Annotated in this window: 14 protein-coding genes; 13 read left to right on the top strand and 1 reads right to left on the bottom strand. The window is 52.4% G+C overall.

Going from position 1 to position 16,278, the window contains the following annotated elements; translation table 11 throughout:
* Positions 1–92: 92 nt before the first annotated feature.
* The 5 genes from BU251_RS04230 to BU251_RS04210 are packed head-to-tail and all read left to right on the top strand — an operon-like array spanning position 93 to position 6,379.
* Positions 93–1,202, top strand: a complete 1,110-nt coding sequence (locus tag BU251_RS04230) for a DegT/DnrJ/EryC1/StrS family aminotransferase (protein ID WP_128699651.1) — start codon at positions 93–95, stop codon at positions 1,200–1,202.
* Entirely contained in the window at positions 1,195–2,001 is an 807-nt protein-coding gene (locus BU251_RS04225) for a glycosyltransferase family 2 protein (protein ID WP_128699650.1), read from the top strand. Before BU251_RS04230 ends, BU251_RS04225 begins: the two co-directional genes overlap by 8 nt.
* Positions 1,998–3,710: a carbamoyltransferase family protein gene (locus tag BU251_RS04220; RefSeq protein WP_128699649.1), complete on the top strand. Its 1,713-nt coding sequence runs from the start codon at positions 1,998–2,000 to the stop codon at positions 3,708–3,710. The genes BU251_RS04225 and BU251_RS04220 overlap by 4 nt, the downstream gene beginning before the upstream one ends.
* Positions 3,707–4,669 carry a class I SAM-dependent methyltransferase gene (locus BU251_RS04215; protein ID WP_128699648.1) on the top strand — a complete coding sequence of 321 codons (963 nt, stop codon included), beginning with the start codon at positions 3,707–3,709 and terminating at the stop codon, positions 4,667–4,669. The genes BU251_RS04220 and BU251_RS04215 overlap by 4 nt, the downstream gene beginning before the upstream one ends.
* Before the next feature lie 3 nt (positions 4,670–4,672).
* Entirely contained in the window at positions 4,673–6,379 is a 1,707-nt protein-coding gene (locus BU251_RS04210) for a carbamoyltransferase family protein (RefSeq protein ID WP_128699647.1), read from the top strand.
* Positions 6,380–6,391: 12 nt separating this feature from the next.
* On the opposite strand, the gene BU251_RS04205 is transcribed toward BU251_RS04210, so the two are convergent.
* Complete coding sequence (locus tag BU251_RS04205; protein ID WP_128699646.1) at positions 6,392–7,495, bottom strand: glycosyltransferase family 9 protein; 1,104 nt, start codon at positions 7,493–7,495, stop codon at positions 6,392–6,394.
* Positions 7,496–7,572: 77 nt separating this feature from the next.
* On the opposite strand from BU251_RS04205, the gene BU251_RS04200 reads away from it, so the two are divergent.
* The 8 genes from BU251_RS04200 to gap all read left to right on the top strand — a co-directional run bounded on the left by BU251_RS04200 (position 7,573) and on the right by gap (position 16,213).
* On the top strand, positions 7,573–8,130 hold the full coding sequence (locus BU251_RS04200; protein ID WP_128699645.1) for a D-glycero-alpha-D-manno-heptose-1,7-bisphosphate 7-phosphatase: 558 nt from the start codon (positions 7,573–7,575) through the stop codon (positions 8,128–8,130).
* A gap of 47 nt (positions 8,131–8,177) precedes the next feature.
* Complete coding sequence (locus BU251_RS04195; protein WP_128699644.1) at positions 8,178–8,882, top strand: nucleotidyltransferase family protein; 705 nt, start codon at positions 8,178–8,180, stop codon at positions 8,880–8,882.
* The gene (locus BU251_RS04190; protein ID WP_128699643.1) at positions 8,879–9,991 is read left to right on the top strand and encodes an MGDG synthase family glycosyltransferase; all 1,113 of its coding nucleotides are present in this window, start codon (positions 8,879–8,881) and stop codon (positions 9,989–9,991) included. Before BU251_RS04195 ends, BU251_RS04190 begins: the two co-directional genes overlap by 4 nt.
* A 12-nt stretch (positions 9,992–10,003) precedes the next feature.
* Positions 10,004–11,917: a replication restart helicase PriA gene (gene priA, locus BU251_RS04185; RefSeq protein ID WP_128699642.1), complete on the top strand. Its 1,914-nt coding sequence runs from the start codon at positions 10,004–10,006 to the stop codon at positions 11,915–11,917.
* Between the two features lie 3 nt (positions 11,918–11,920).
* Positions 11,921–12,856 carry a methionyl-tRNA formyltransferase gene (gene fmt, locus BU251_RS04180; protein WP_128699641.1) on the top strand — a complete coding sequence of 312 codons (936 nt, stop codon included), beginning with the start codon at positions 11,921–11,923 and terminating at the stop codon, positions 12,854–12,856.
* A 171-nt stretch (positions 12,857–13,027) separates the two neighbouring features.
* Entirely contained in the window at positions 13,028–14,056 is a 1,029-nt protein-coding gene (locus BU251_RS04175; RefSeq protein WP_128699640.1) for a galactose-1-phosphate uridylyltransferase, read from the top strand.
* Positions 14,053–15,054, top strand: a complete 1,002-nt coding sequence (gene galT / locus BU251_RS04170; RefSeq protein ID WP_128699639.1) for a galactose-1-phosphate uridylyltransferase — start codon at positions 14,053–14,055, stop codon at positions 15,052–15,054. Before BU251_RS04175 ends, galT begins: the two co-directional genes overlap by 4 nt.
* A gap of 145 nt (positions 15,055–15,199) precedes the next feature.
* Complete coding sequence (gene gap / locus BU251_RS04165; RefSeq protein ID WP_128699638.1) at positions 15,200–16,213, top strand: type I glyceraldehyde-3-phosphate dehydrogenase; 1,014 nt, start codon at positions 15,200–15,202, stop codon at positions 16,211–16,213.
* Positions 16,214–16,278: the final 65 nt, after the last annotated feature.

The following is a 16,278-nucleotide window of genomic DNA, read 5'->3' as shown; positions in this document are numbered from 1 at the left end:
CGAATCAAAAAGGACCCACGGGCTCGCCCTGGCCTCAAGGCCAAGGGCAGGCCCATGGGGCTTCAGTTTTAAACAGTGAAAGGACTCTTCTTATGAAGGTGCGTTTTGTAGATCTTGCGGCGCAATACCGCGAAACAGAAAAAGAAATCTCAAGATTGAACGACGCTCTGATACAACGCAGCGATTATATCCTCGGCCAAGATGTCCGGTATTTCGAAGAATCCTTCGCCTCGTATATCGGCTGTCGGTATGCTATCGGCGTCAATTCGGGAACGGATGCGTTGTTCCTTGGGCTTTTGAGCCTTGGGGTCGGCCGGGGGGATGAAGTTATCGTGCCCGCATATACATACATTGCTTCGGCTTTTGCCGTGACGTATACAGGCGCGAGGCCCGTTTTTGCCGATATTGACGAAGCCACGTTTAATATCGATCCTCAAACAATCGAACGCGTCATCACGAAACGAACCAAAGCCATTATGCCGGTGCATCTCTACGGCCAGGCGGCGGATATGGACCCCATCCGCAAGATAGCGCGAAAACACGGACTTCGCATCATCGAAGACACAGCCCAGGCGCATGGGGCGCAATACCGTGGTCGCAAGGCCGGCTCCATCGGCGATATCGGCGCCTTCAGTTTTTATCCTACCAAGAATCTCGGCGCATTCGGGGATGCAGGCCTGATAGCGACAAACAGCAAGCAGCTGTACCAGAAACTGAAGAAACTTCGTGATTATGGCCGCATATCAAAATATGTGCACGGGTCCATAGGGTTCAATTCACGCCTGGATTCGGTGCAGGCGGTATTTTTAAATGCCAAACTGCGGCACCTCGATGTTTGGAATCAAAAAAGGATCGGCGTGGCCGAAATGTACGACAAATATCTCGGCGATATTCCAGGCATCCGGCTGCCCAGGGTGGCCGGTTACGGAAAACACGTATATCATATTTATGCTATTCGAGTGAAAAACCGCGACAAAGTTTTAGAGGGTCTTATTTCAGCCGGGATCAGCGCGGCCGTGCATTATCCGGTGCCTTTGCATCTGCAGCCTGTTTACAGGCACCTGGGTTATCGCCGCGGAGATTTCCCGGTCGCAGAGAGGGTATGCCGCGACGTGCTTTGTTTGCCGATCCATCCCCATATAACGAAAAAACAGATTATATACGTGGCACAAACACTAAAAAGGCTGGTTAAACATGTCTAAGACAGGGTTGAGCGTTGTGATACTGACAAAAAATGAAGAAGAAAATATCGCCGCTTGTATCAAATCTCTTAAAGGCTGGGCGGACGAAATCATCGTCGTAGACGATATGAGCTCCGATAAAACGGTACCTATCGCCCAGGAGCTGGCGGATAAGGTCCTCATTAAAAAAATGGACGTGGAGGGCACCCATCGCAATTGGGCCTATGCGCAGGCCCGTAATGCCTGGGTCTTGAGCCTTGATGCAGATGAGACCGTGACACCGGAGCTTCAATCGGAGATAACTGCCGCCATCGCTTCAACGGAGCATGCCTGTTTTTCCGTGCCTTTGCGTAACTATATAGGGAACCACTGGGTGCGTTACGGCGGCTGGTATCCGGCGGCCAAGGTAAGGCTTTTCGACAAGAATAAATTCAAATATGAAGATGTCGTCGTCCATCCAAGGGCTTTTGTCGACGGCACCTGCGGCCATCTGAAATGCGACATCGTCCACAAAGGATATCCGGATTTCGGCCACTTTTTAGCCAGCCTCAATCGTCAGACGACGCTGGAAGCTCAGAAATGGATCACGACAAACAGAAAAATGGGTCGCGGCCGGATCGCCTGGAGGGCTATTGACCGCTTCTTCAGACGTTACATCGGAAAGAAAGGCTGGAAAGACGGCTATATCGGTTTCATGGTAGCTTTTTACGATACAATGTATCAGTTGATCAGCTATGCAAAATTCCGCCAGATGCTTGATGAAAAAGAACAAAAAACAGAGAGCAGAGAACAGATTACAGAGCACAGAAAAGACTTATGAAAATTTTAGGGATTGCCGCACCTTTTGGACACGATGCTTCGGCTGCGCTTTTGGTAGACGGCAAAGTTGTGGCGGCTGTTGAGGAAGAACGCTTTTCGCGCAGGAAACACGCTAAAGACGAATGTCCCCGCCAATCCGTTAAATTCTGTTTAGAAACAGCGGGTTTGAAGCCGCAGGACATCGATGCGGTGGCTTTTCCGTGGGCGCTATCGGCGTTACGCCAAAGGCGCTGGGAATATTTTTTTCGTACTTTTGTCTCAAATCCTTCGCGGGCCTATAAGAAATTCTTCCGCAACATGAAGGAGTACAGGGGCCAGGCTGCTTTTATTGCCCGGACCTTGCGTGAAAGCGGATTCGACAAGCATCAGCCTCAAATCCACTGGATCGAACATCACATCGCCCATGCGGCATCGAGCTATTTTCTTTCCGGCTTTAAGACGGCTGCTGTATTGTCCATCGATGGGGGCGGCGAAATCACCTCAACGCTGATCGGCCGCGCCGAGGGCGCAGCCATCAGTAAAATCAAGGAGATCGTAGCGCCGGATTCCCTCGGGAATTTTTATTCGACGATGACCGAATATCTCGGCTTCGAGCGTGAGGATGGCGAATACAAAGTCATGGGCATGGCGCCCTACGGAGATGCCTGGAAGGTTAATCTGGACCATATCCTCTGGTGGAACCCTCGGCGCAGGACTTACAGGTGCAACGACGATTATGTCTGGGTCCCCAGGAGCAAACGGGCCAGGCCGGACAAGGTCTATTCCAGGAAGATGATCAAGGAATTTGGGCCCGAGCGCGAAGGCGACGAGCTTAATGTGCCTTATATCCACATTGCAGCTGCAACCCAGAGAAAACTTGAAGACACAACCATTAGGCTTCTTGAAACGTATTTGGCCCAGGAGCTGAAAAGCCATGGAAATCTGTGTTTTGCCGGCGGTTGCGCTCTTAACGTTTCATTAAATCGCATTTTGTTGAAACATCCACTCGTCAAAAATTTGTGGGTGCAGCCGTCTTCCCATGATGCGGGCGGCTCTATTGGTGCCGCCGCCTATGCCGCCGCCCAGCTTGGAGACAAGATCGCCCCCATGGAACACGTCTATCTCGGCCCTGAATTCACCAACGCCCAGATAGAGCCTGTGCTCAAGGCCTCGGGTTTTCGGTTTGAGAAGTGCGCCGACATCTGCGAGACGGCATCTTCGCTGCTGAAAGACGGCAAGATCGTCGGCTGGTTCCAGGGAAGAATGGAGTGGGGCCCCAGGGCCCTGGGCAACAGATCCATTCTGGGGAACCCGACCATCCGCGGGACCAACGACCGCATCAACGCCATCATCAAGTTCCGCGAGAGCTGGCGACCGTTCTGCCCGTCCATGCTTAAGGAATATGCCTCCGACATCCTGGGATCCGATCACCCCGCGCCTTTCATGACGTTCGCCTTTGACGTGGCGCCCCACTGGAAAGAACGGATCCCCGAGGCCGTCCACGTGGACGGCACCTGCAGACCGCAAGTGGTCGATGAACGCCACAACCCAAAATTCCACCGCCTGATCAGTCTCTTCCACAAAAAGACAAGAGTCCCGGTCGTCATCAATACATCCTTGAACAGGCGCGGAGAACCCATGATCTGCTCGCCGCAAGATGCCATCCTCATGTTCCGGGAATCGGGCCTGGAGTATCTGGCGATAGGGGATTATCTGGTCAAAAAATCATGACGGAACCTAAAAAACGCAGGCACAGCACGACATTCAGGATATTATTTTGCGACGATATCGTGCCGCGTTGCGTTCCATTGACCTATCGTCTTTATCTGTTGGCTGTCAAATGGACAAGATCCCTGGCCAAACGGATACCCAGAAAAAAATCCGGCGCGATAACAAAAACGCAAGAAGAGACATTTATGCAGGAAGCCTGTCTTGGTCCTGCCAAGATCCCTGTCATCAATAAAACGTTTATGGAGCGCGAGACCGATCTTGCCGAAACCCGCACCCATGCCTTAGCCCTTGCTTTAGAAGACCTCCGCACAAGACTCCAGACTTCAGGATTAAGATGCACCTCTGCCGCTGGCAGCTTTAAGGCTAAAGATTTTATATCGGAGAAGGAACGTAACAAACTCTGGGAAAACGCCTGGATCTTGACCCATGCAATGCCGCAGGCCACCGACATCGTGCTGGATTTGGGGGGCGCTTCTACGGTATTCTCTTTCTATGTGGCGTCGCTGGGCTGTTCGACGCACGTCCTTGATTATGACTGGGGGCAGCACGGTTTAATCTACAATGCCAGATATGCGGCGCGCCGCATGGGATGGAACATGCGTCTTTACAACCGCGACCTTGCCCGGCCGTTGCCGTTCCGAAACGAAAGCTTCGACAAAATCTATTGTATCTGTGTCCTGGAGCACCTGCCTCCAGAGGTCCGGCGCAAGACAATGCAGGAAATCAACAGAGTTTTAAAACCCGGTGGGATGGTTGCCGTGACATTCGATTATGATGCGGGACGCAATGACCCGCGGCTGGACAAGGGGTTGCGTTACGGCCTGAAAGACAGACTTTTACGCGATGTCGTCGAGCCGGCAGGCGTGGAGATCGTCGGCAATCAAATCCTTTTCGACAACTGCCCGGACAGTTTTTTTCTGGGCAGTCTTTTCATGAAAAAACCAAACATGCGGAGTTGATTCATGGTCATCCTCGGTATTTGCGGCGCGCTGACACACGACCCATCGGCGGCCCTGATCGTTGACGGAAAGGTCGTTGCTGCGGCCGACGAAGAACGTTTCACGAGAAAAAAACACGCGGAGGGCCAATTGCCGGTCAACGCCATACGCTTTTGCCTTGAGACCGCCGGCCTGACACCCGAGGATATCGACCATGTCGCCTATCCATGGTCGACGAGCATCTATCATCAGCTGAAATGGAGGGTAGCCAGAAGGATTTTATTCAAGAGGACTTCCCGCGCTTTTAAGGTGATCGCACAGGAAAAAAAGAAAAATGAGGCGGCGCTTAAGAAGCTCTACGACACGCTTGCGCAAGCCCATATCGACCGTTCGCGCATCAAGATACACCTGGTAGAGCATCATATGGCCCATGCGGCCAGCGCCTATTATTTTTCCGGTTACGAAGATAGCGCCATCCTCTCTTTGGACGGCGCCGGAGAACTTACCACGTGTCTTTTTGCCGAATCGAGAAATGGAAAAATTGAAAAGTTACACGAGATCGTCTTTTCGGATTCCCTGGGGTATTTTTATTCTACGGTTACGGCGTATCTCGGCTTTGAGATCGGTGACGGCGAGTATAAAGTTATGGGCATGGCGCCCTACGGAGATGCCGGCAAGATCCCCATGTCCCATATCATCTGGCCGAAAGGTAGGGATTTTCGAGTGGCGGACGACTATGTCTGGCCCATCCGGACACAACGCTATCATCCTGATGTTTTGATCCCTAAAAAAATGGTGGAAGATTGGGGGCTGCCGCGCACAGGAGACAGCCTGGCTGAACCCTATATCCACATTGCCGCGGCCACCCAGAAGACTTTTGAGGATATTGTGCTGCATCTCTTGGAAAACCGCCTGCAAAAATCCCTGAAACGCTCAGGCCGTCTTTGTTTCGCAGGAGGGTGCGCCTTAAATGTTTCAATCAACAGAAAACTAATCCAGCATCCTCTGGTCAAACAGCTATGGGTCCAGCCGTCGTCGCACGATTCCGGGACTTCGCTGGGTGCCGCCGCCTACGTCGCCGCCCAGCTTGGAGACAAGATCGCCCCCATGGAACACGTCTATCTCGGCCCTGAATTCACCAACGCCCAGATAGAGCCTGTGCTCAAGGCCTCGGGTTTTCGGTTTGAGAAGTGCGCCGACATCTGCGAGACGGCATCTTCGCTGCTGAAAGACGGCAAGATCGTCGGCTGGTTCCAGGGAAGAATGGAGTGGGGCCCCAGGGCCCTGGGCAACAGATCCATTCTGGGGAACCCGACCATCCGCGGGACCAACGACCGCATCAACGCCATCATCAAGTTCCGCGAGAGCTGGCGACCGTTCTGCCCGTCCATGCTTAAGGAATATGCCTCCGACATCCTGGGATCCGATCACCCCGCGCCTTTCATGACGTTCGCCTTTGACGTGGCGCCCCACTGGAAAGAACGGATCCCCGAGGCCGTCCACGTGGACGGCACCTGCAGACCGCAAGTGGTCGATGAACGCCACAACCCAAAATTCCACCGCCTGATCAGTCTCTTCCACAAAAAGACAAGAGTCCCGGTCGTCATCAATACATCCTTGAACAGGCGCGGAGAACCCATGATCTGCTCGCCGCAAGATGCCATCCTCATGTTCCGGGAATCGGGCCTGGAGTATCTGGCGATAGGGGATTATCTGGCAAGGAAGAATTAAACGCCTTCAGGATCACTTCTTAAAAAATTCAAAAAAACGTCTTTCATTAAGCTGCGCCAAGGCATCTTCAGGCAGAAGCCCTCTAAGGCAGGCGATGTCCTGGCAGGATTTATTATAGCGGAAATACTGATAACAAGGCTGACAAGGGAGCCGCCTGGATAAGACGACGGCATTTTCTCTTGAAGGATAAGGACCGTAAACTTTCGGGTCGGCAGGCCCATAAAAAACGGCCATCGGAATATCCTGGCAGGAAGCGATATGGGCCAGGCCTCCGTCATTTCCGATGAATAAAGCGGCATGTTTGATAATAGCTGCGGCTTCGGCGATGTCCGTTTCTCCGAAAAGAGGGATGATGGGCGCCGATAAACCGGAAAAAAGCTTTTCGAAACGCCGCTCGTCGTCTGTCCCTAGAAGCACGATAGCGCCGGGATCGAAAAAGACCCCCAACAGCTTCAAAAACTGCACAAAATATTCCGGCGGCCATTGTTTGTAATAGGCATCCATGCCCCACGTTGCGCCTCCGCCGGCTGAAACGACAATATAGCGTCCGCCGCTCCAGCCGCCATCTTTTAGAAGTTTCTCCGCCGCTGCTTCGACATTCGAAGAAAGCCTTAACTCCGGCTTTTTGTCGGCAATGTCCAGTCCGATCAAGCCGGCCAAATCGCATACGTATTCAATGACGCTTTTACCGCTGTAGCCCTGCTCAGGAAGGTTCAGAGGTTTGTTAAGAAAGATATTCCTCTTCTTATAATTGAAACCCGCTATGATGGGAATACGCAGGAAGAATTTGGCCCAAAAAGAATATTCGGGCTGCATGGAAAAATCGAAAGCCAGGTCATAATGTCTCGAGGCGCAATGGAAAAGAAGTTTTATTTTTTCACGCAAAACGGCGATCTTGGATATGCGTTTCCATAGGTCCTTGTCGATGACGTGGATTTCATCGACATAGGGACAGAGCTGCATTAGCTGGCGGGTCCTGGGGCCGATGATGACATCGAGGCGTTCTGCATCTCTTTGGAGCTTGAGGGCTTTGAGAAGAGGAAAGATAAAAAGCGTATCGCCGATGCCGTAAGGCTGAACAACAAGAATGCGTTCTTTACGCGCTTGATTTTCCATGCTATTATTTTTATCATTATTACCTGCGATGTCAACCAGTTATTAAAATTGTGTTCTGAAGTCAAAACCCCACCGGCATGAAATTCATATTTCTTGACAGGGACGGCGTTATCAACAAATACCCCGGCGACGGCAAATACGTGACCCGTTTGCGTGATTTCCGTTTTCTGCCCGGGTCTTTACGGGCCGTAAGACTTCTGACACAGGCAGGCTATCGCATCTTTGTGATATCCAATCAGGCTGGTGTCACCAAAGGGCTTTATTCCAAAGAAACGCTGGACAAGATGACAGACCGTATGCTGACCCAGGCAAAGCGGCAGGGAGGCAGGATCGAAAAAGCCCTCTATTGCCTGCATACCGACGCGATGAACTGCGCCTGCAGAAAACCCAAAGACGGCCTCTTAAAACAGGCGACGGCGGGCCAAAAAGCGGATAAAGATAATTCATATTTTATCGGCGACAGCCTAAGAGATGTCAAGGCAGGAAAGCTTTTCGGTTGCAAGACGATCCTTGTGCTTTCCGGCCGCGAGAAGCTCGAAAACGCCGGCGGCTGGGATGTCCTGCCGGATTTCATCGCCAAGAACCTTCTGGACGCCGCCAGACACATCGTCGGCAATAGATACGAACGCGCTTAATGAGACTTTTAGGCCAGACCTTAAAGTCTCATTAAAAAGCTGGATGGATGAGCAAAAATATGCAGGTTGTCATTTTAGCCGGCGGCAGGGGGACGCGCCTGGGCCGCCTGACGGACGACATCCCGAAACCTATGGTGCCCATCCACGGGAAGCCCTTCCTGTATTATGATCTCCAGATGCTTAAGGCGCAAGGATATCGCGATATCCTGATCCTTACAGGTTATCTGGGCAAGCGGATCGAGGAATATTTCAAGGACGGCGTCGGGCTGGACCTGCATATCGCCTATTCTCACGAAGAGACGCCGCTGGGAACAGGCGGCGCCCTCAAGCTGGCCGAGAATAAAATATCCGGCAATTTCATTTTGATGAACGGCGATACGCTCTTTCCGCTTGAACTTCATGAATTAGTCGACTTTTTTTATCGACAAGACAGGATGGGTGCGATCGCCGTCTCAAAAGACCCGTCCTGCCGGCCTGCCTTCAATATCACCACAAATGAGGATGGACTCGTGAAAGCATATCACAAAAAACTTCCATCCTCCGGGGCCAGCTACGCATCCGGCGGGGTCGGAGTCTTTAAGCACGACCTGTTGCAGACAATCCCTGCAGGACGCCCTTGCTCTCTGGAAGAAGACGTCTATGACATCCTTATCCGGAATCACGATCTGGCGGCGTACGTCGCCCAAGGTCCTTTTTACGATATGGGAACGCAGGAACGGCTTAAAATAATCCGGGAGTTTTTGGCCACATGACAGTCGAAGATTCCAAGAAAATACTGATCCTTTATGCCACGGCGGGCTCCGGCCACAAAAAAGCGGCCGAAGCCATTTTCCATAAGGCAAAATCCGCATACCGCAATGTCCATACGGCGGACGTCGTCAAATACATGCCGTTTCTTGTCAGAAAACTTTACTCGGACGGATATACGTTCGTCATCAGCCATCTGCCGTGGCTCTGGGCCGTGATGTATCGTTTAAGCGACAGCCCCCGGCTGTCCTGGATCAATGTGGGCCTGCGGCGTTTCATGGACGTCATGGCCTGCAGGTCCTTTGTGCGTTTTTTGCTTGATGAGGACCCGGACATCATCATCTCCACGCAATTTTTGGCTTCCGAGATCGCCGCCTATGCCAAAATAAAGAAAAGACTGAAGGCCCGCATCATCACCGTCGTCACAGATTACGGCGTCCATAACTTTTGGGTCAACCCCGGTACCGACCTCTATTGCGCGGCTGCCCCTTCGACCAAAGATATCCTGATGAAAAAAGGCATCAGCGAATCGCAAATCGTCGTGACGGGCATCCCCCTGGATGAAAAATTCCTCCATGTCGACGAGGCCGCGGCTGTCCGTAAAAAGCTTGAAGTCAAAGAGGGGGTATTCACCGTTCTGGTCGCCACCGGCGGCATCGGCATAGGCCCTATCGCGGAAATAGCCGACAGGCTCAAGAACGATGCGCAGCTCCTGGTGGTGTGCGGCCACAACAAAAAACTTCATCAGGCCCTTACCGATATGAGGCATCCTCATATCAAAGCCTTCGGTTTCGTGGACAATATGCAGGAACTGATGCGCGTTTCCGATGTCATGGTTACGAAAGCAGGAGGATTGAGCGTCACAGAAGCCTTGAACATGGAACTGCCCATGATCCTCTTTTGTCTTTTGCCCGGCCAGGAAACCATCAATGCCAATACGATGCAGGCCCTGGGCGCAGGCAGGATTGTTTCCGGCCTGGAGGCCATAGAAAAAGAAGTGCTCGATTTTAAAAAGAACGAACAAAAGCTCTATGCCTTCCGCGCTAATTGCCGCGCCTTGGCCCGGCCGGCTTCCACGGTCGATATCGTCAATCTTATCGAAGCCCAACTCTGATAAAAGAACAGCATGAAAAAAATCGCCGAGATAGCAATCCCCGTCTCTTTGGCCCTGGACGAAACATTCGATTATCGTATTCCGGCCCGCTGCCGCAGCAGCCTGGCCGTCGGATGCCGCGTCCGGGTCCCTTTCGGCCGCAGACAACTCATAGGTTATGTGACAGCTTTTAAGCGCACATCTCCCTATGAAAAAAAACTCAAGCCCTTGTCGGAATGCCTCGATCCTCATGGGCCGTTGCTGAACGACCGCCTGATATCGTTGGCGCACTTCCTGAGCCGTGAATATTTTTGTTCCCTGGCCCAAGGGTTTGAAACTGTCCTGCCCCGCCCCCTAAGAATCTCAATGGGCCATATCGCAACGACCGTGTCCGACGATACGCCTTCTTCGCTCGATCCTCTGACACAAGAAGAGACAGCATTCCTGGATCGCTTGGATCCGCGCAAGAATATCTATGTGCTTGAGGATGTGTCCGGCAATGCGCGCTGGAAGGCCTATCTCGCCCTCGTCAAATCTACGCTTGCCCAAGGCAAGGACGCCCTTGTGCTTGTCCCGGATTATGCGATGATCGCCCACGCCCGCGAACAATTAAAAACAGGTATCACGGCCTGCGTCATCTCTTCCCACGAGAAACCGGCTGTTGTACGAAATTCCTGGACAAGAGCGCAGCAGAAAACAGGGGTCCTGGTCATAGGAACACGCAGCGCGATTTTTTCTCCGGTCCGCCGGCCGGGTCTTATCATTGTCGACCAGGAAGGACACTTCGCCTATCGTCAACAGCAGGTTCCCAATTATCACATCCGGGATATCGCGCTCAAAATTGCGCAAGCTGAAGGGACAAAGCTTGTCTTTGGGGCTGTCGTTCCTTCTCTGGAGGCCTTTGCATTGGTGGAACGCCAGGAAGCCTCTTTGTTGAGCTGCGGTGAGCCGCGAACGGCGCCGCGGACCACCGTCGTCGATATGCAGCAGGAATTCGTTCCCAAGGGCCATACAAAAATGGTCTCCAAAGTGCTGGAATTCCGCGTGGCGGAGCTGCTTGAAAAGAAAGAAAAAATGCTTTTCTTCGTGCCCCAGAAGGGATTCTCGACATTTCTTTATTGCCCAAGATGCAAAAAAGCCGTCGAATGCGAACGCTGTAGCTCTCCTGTGGCGTATTACCGCACCATCAAGCGTTTGATCTGCCCGGCATGCCATCTGGAGCAAGAGGCCAGGGACATCTGCCCCACATGTTCAGCGGCTTACGTGCGCTATTCGGGTTTCGGGATTGAAAAAGTCGAGAGCGAGCTGCACAGGCTTTTCCCGTCCGTCAGGGTCGTGCAATTCTCAAAGACTGCCGAGCCGTCGGAATCTTATGATATAATGCTGGCGACGCAGGAAATCCTGGAAGACCCGAATGTCTTCAGGCATTGTTTCGACCGGATCGTCGTGGTTTCGGCGGACCTCATGCTTGGGCGGCCTGATTTTCGCGCAACGGAAGATGCCTTTCGCCGTTTCCTGACATTGTCGCGCATCACCACAGGCGAACTCATCATCCAGACAAAAATGCCCGAACATTATGTCTGGGGATTTCTTAAAACACGGGATACTGCGGGTTTTCTCGAAAAAGAGCTTGAAGAACGGCGCGAACTCAACTTGCCGCCTGTTGTCAGGTTGGGGATCCTGACAATAAGGGCGGCCGCAGAACCCGTTGCCCTGAGCGCGGCGAAAAGAGCTTTTCGGATCCTCAAGACATCCCTTAAACGACACGCGACGGCCGCAGAAATTTTTGAGCCGCAACCCGCCAGGCCGTTTAAGTTGCGCGGGAGTTTCCGCTATCAAATGCTTATCAAATACAAGGAACTCGGGGAAACAGAGAAGGCCCTGCGTCGCATTGTCTGCGGCCGCCGCAGCGGCGTCATCGCAACATTTGACCCGGCCCGGGAATAACACATGATGAACATCGTCTTTTTCGGCAGCGGAAACTTTGCCGTTAAAATCCTGGAAAACATCGACAGGCGCGCGTTTCCCGTGAGCCTTGTCGTGACGCAGCCTGACAGGAAACAAGGGCGCCATCTGCATTTAGGCGCAACACCGGTCAAGACCTTTGCCCTCAATCATGGCCTGAACGTCTTCCAGCCGGAGGATATTAATAACGCCGAATCGCTGGAAAGAATGAAGAAAGAAAATGCGGACGTTTTTCTCGTCGTTTCTTACGGCAGGATCCTTTCGGCCGGACTTTTGGATGTGCCGCGCATCATGGGTATCAATATCCATTCGTCGCTCCTGCCGAAATACAGGGGGGCGGCGCCGGTGAACCGCGCGCTCATCCACGGCGAAAAAACAACGGGAGTTACATTTATCAAAATGAACGCAGGCATGGATTGCGGCGACATCCTTCTGCAAAAAACCTTAAAGATCGGCCGGGATGACACGGCACCCCTCCTGGATGAAAAATTGGCTGTTTTGGCGTCGAAATATATCAATAAGCTCCTCGCCATGATCGAGCAAGGCCGCTGCCGCCTCAAGAAACAACACGAAAAGGCTGTCTCTTACGCCGCTCTTATGCACAAGCAAGATGGATTGATCCGTTGGCAAGAGACTCCCGCGCAGATTTATAATCGCTTTCGGGGATGTTACGGATGGCCGGGCACTTTTACGTACTTTCGGGGAAAGATCCTTAAAATCCTTGAACTGAAACCCGGCCGACCTGTCCGTGGAGCAAGGCCGGGGACGATCGTTAAGGCCGCAGATAATGCCCTGGTTATTGCTTGCAAGCGGGGTACGGTCATCATTACCGAAGTCCTGCCTGAATCCCACCGGAAGATGCCTGTATCCAGCTTCCTGGCCGGACATGACGTCAAAATCGGAAATATCCTGGGGGCTTAAAAATCCAGGCAGGTTTTGTACGGACAGAGCTCGCTTTCGGAGGTTATCGGACCCCCGTCCAAACGCTTAAAAATACTTGCAAGAATGCGGTGATGTGTTAAAATTTCTGAGTTACGTTAAGGGCCCAACGACTAAACGGTCTCATTTTAGAACCGTACCCAGGAAAAGACAATGCCCGAATTAAGAAAAGATCCCGTCATTGGAAGATGGGTCATCATCGCGGTCGAACGCTCCCGCAGGCCGAAAGGTTTTAAGGCCCCTTCGCACAAGGACACAGAGGAAGATTGCCCCTTTTGCGAAGGCAAGGAAGACCAAACGCCCCACGAGATCTTTGCCATCCGCAAAGAGGGAAGCACGCCGGACAAGCCCGGTTGGGACACCCGCGTCGTCCCCAGCAAGCGACCTTTTTTGCGGGTCGAAGGCAGCATCAACAGGCACGGGCGGGGGCTCTATGACGTCATGAGCGGCATAGGCGCCCATGAAGTCATCATCGAAACGCCCAAACACATCGGAAACATCGCCGATCTGGAAGAGACGCAGATCGCCAAAACCGTCACGTGCTGGATCGACCGTTTCGTTGATTTAGGGAGAGACGAACGCTTCAAATACGTCCTGGTCTTTAAAAACTACGGGGTCGCCGCCGGCGCAGGGCATGTCAAACATTCCCGCAGCCAACTGATCGCCACGCCCGTAACACCCAAACGCGTCAAAGAGGAGCTGATCGGGTCCAAAAAATACTATGAATATCATGAGCGTTGTGTTTTTTGCGACCTGGTCCATCAGGAGATCGAGTCGAAAGACAGGATCGTCCTTGACTTCGACGGATTTATCGCCGTCACGGCGTTCGCTTCGCGTTTTCCTTTCGAGGTCTGGATCCTCCCCAAAGAGCACAATTGCGATTTTTCCAGCATGGGCGTCGAAAAGCGCCTCTACTTGGGTAAAGTCTTAAAAAAAGTCTTAACAAAGTTAAAAGTGGCCCTAGACGACCCGGCATACAACATCGTCCTTCATACGGCCCCTTTCCGCAGGAAAAAAGCAAAAACGGGGTACTGGACAACCATCGAAGACGATTATCACTGGCACATAGAGATCATTCCCAGATTAGGCAGCACAGCAGGCTTCGAATGGGGAACAGGGTTTTATATCTGCCCCATCACCCCGGAAGACGCGGCGCAATACCTCAGGGAGGTTGAGGAGTGACAGAGCTCAGGCGAGACCCCATTGTCGGACGCTGGGTCATCATGGAAATGGACCAGCCCATGATACCCAAAGACCTGCACATGACGCCGCATCATTACGAGGATGCGGCCAATTGCCCGTTTTGTTACGGCAACGAATATATGACGCCGCCGGAAATCCAGGCCTTTCGCAACCCAAAAACCGAGAAGAACGCGGCCGGATGGCAGGTGAGGGTGGTGCCCAATAAATTCCCGGCGCTCCAGATCGAAGGTAATCTCGACAGAAGAGGGTTGGGGATCTTCGATATGTCCAACGGCATCGGCGCTCACGAGATCATCATTGAAACCCCTTACCACGAGAAAGACCTGTCCGACCTGGAGCTAGGAGAAATCGGGAACGTCCTCAAGATGTATTGCCTGCGTTCCCTGGACCTCCAAAAAGACAAACGCTTCAAATACCTCATGATTTTCAAGAATTACGGCAGCGGCGCCGGCGCGACACTCGATCACAACCACAGCCAGCTCATCGCCCTGCCCATGATCCCCAAAAACGTGATCGAGGAGCTGAAAGGATCCGGGGCCTATTTTGAGTTCCGGGAACGCTGCATCTTCTGCGATATGATCCGCCAGGAATTGGATGAAAAAGAACGGATCATCACGCAAAACGACCAGTTTATCGCGTTTTGCCCTTTTGCCTCACGCTTCCCTTTCGAGATGTGGGTAATGCCGAAAGAACACCAGTTGTTTTTCCATAACATCTCCGACGAGAGCATTGCCAGCATGGCCGGGATATTAAAAGAAGTGCTCATAAGAATGAAGGCGGTCCTGAACGATCCGCCGTATAATTTTATCATCCATACCTCGCCTATCGACGGGGAAGAACGGCAGGGGTATCACTGGCATATGGAGATCATGCCGCGCCTGAGCCGCATCGCAGGCTTCGAATGGGGAACAGGGTTTTATGCGGTCTCCACGCCGCCGGAAGTCGCGATTAAATACCTGAGGGACGTAAGGATATAAACAATTCCTAATTCTAAAATCCAAATGACGAAAGAAATCCTAATAACTCAATGACGAATGGAAAAATATTTTCGGCATTTAGTCATTCGATATTCATTAGGCATTTGACATTCGGAATTGGATATTAATCAAAAGGAGGAACATCATGGCAGTTAAAGTGGGGATCAACGGTTTTGGAAGGATCGGCAGACTCGTCTTCAGAGCTGCAATTGAAGAGAACACCAAGGATATCGACATCGTCGCCGTCAATGACTTGACCGACGCCAAGACCCTGGCGCATCTGCTCAAATACGATTCGACCTTCGGCAGATTCAAAGGCACGGTCGCGGCCAAAGAAAACGCACTCGTCGTCAACGGCAAGGAGATCAAGGTTTTTTCCCAAAAAGACCCGGCCATGATCCCCTGGAAGGACGCAGGCGTCCAGCTCGTGATCGAATCGACGGGAAGGTTCACGGATGCCGAAAAAGCCAAGGCCCATATCGCCGCAGGGGCGAAAAAAGTCATCATTTCTGCGCCCGCCAAGAACGAAGACGGGACTTTTGTCATGGGTGTCAATGAAGATAAGTACGACCCGGCGAAACACCATATCGTCTCCAACGCCTCCTGTACGACCAACGGTTTGGCGCCGTTGGCCAAGGTCCTCTTGGATAGCTTCGGCATCAAGTACGGCATCATGACGACAATCCATTCCTATACAAATGACCAAGTCATTCTGGATTTTCCGCACAAGGACCTGCGCCGCGCCAGGGCTGCGGCTCTTTCAATGATTCCGACGTCGACGGGTGCAGCGAAGGCCATAGGCCTGGTCATCCCTGATCTCAAAGGAAAGATGGACGGTCTGGCGGTCCGCGTGCCGACACCGGATGTCTCGTTGGTCGACCTGACGGTCGAAGCGGAGAAGACGACCACGGCGGAAGAAGTCATTGCCGCGCTTGAGAAAGCATCACAGACGCCGCGACTCAAGGGCATCCTGTCCGTCTGCAAAGAACCTCTGGTCTCCATCGATTTCCGGGGCGACAAGACATCGTCCATCATCGATGCGGAATCCACGAAGGTCATAGGAAACATGATCAAGGTCTTGGCGTGGTATGACAACGAATGGGGATACTCCTGCCGCGTTGTCGATCTTTGCGCCTATATCATCAAAAAAGGACTATGAACTCCAAGAATCACCGTCTGTTGCCGATGATGGAAATAAAGAGGGACGCTTGTGGTTGCCACAAG

The sequence above is a fragment of the Candidatus Velamenicoccus archaeovorus genome, assembly GCF_004102945.1.
GTDB lineage: Bacteria > Omnitrophota > Gorgyraeia > Velamenicoccales > Velamenicoccaceae > Velamenicoccus > Velamenicoccus archaeovorus.
The sequence above is the reverse complement of the archived record's forward strand: the minus strand, read 5'-3'. Positions and strand labels throughout refer to the sequence as shown.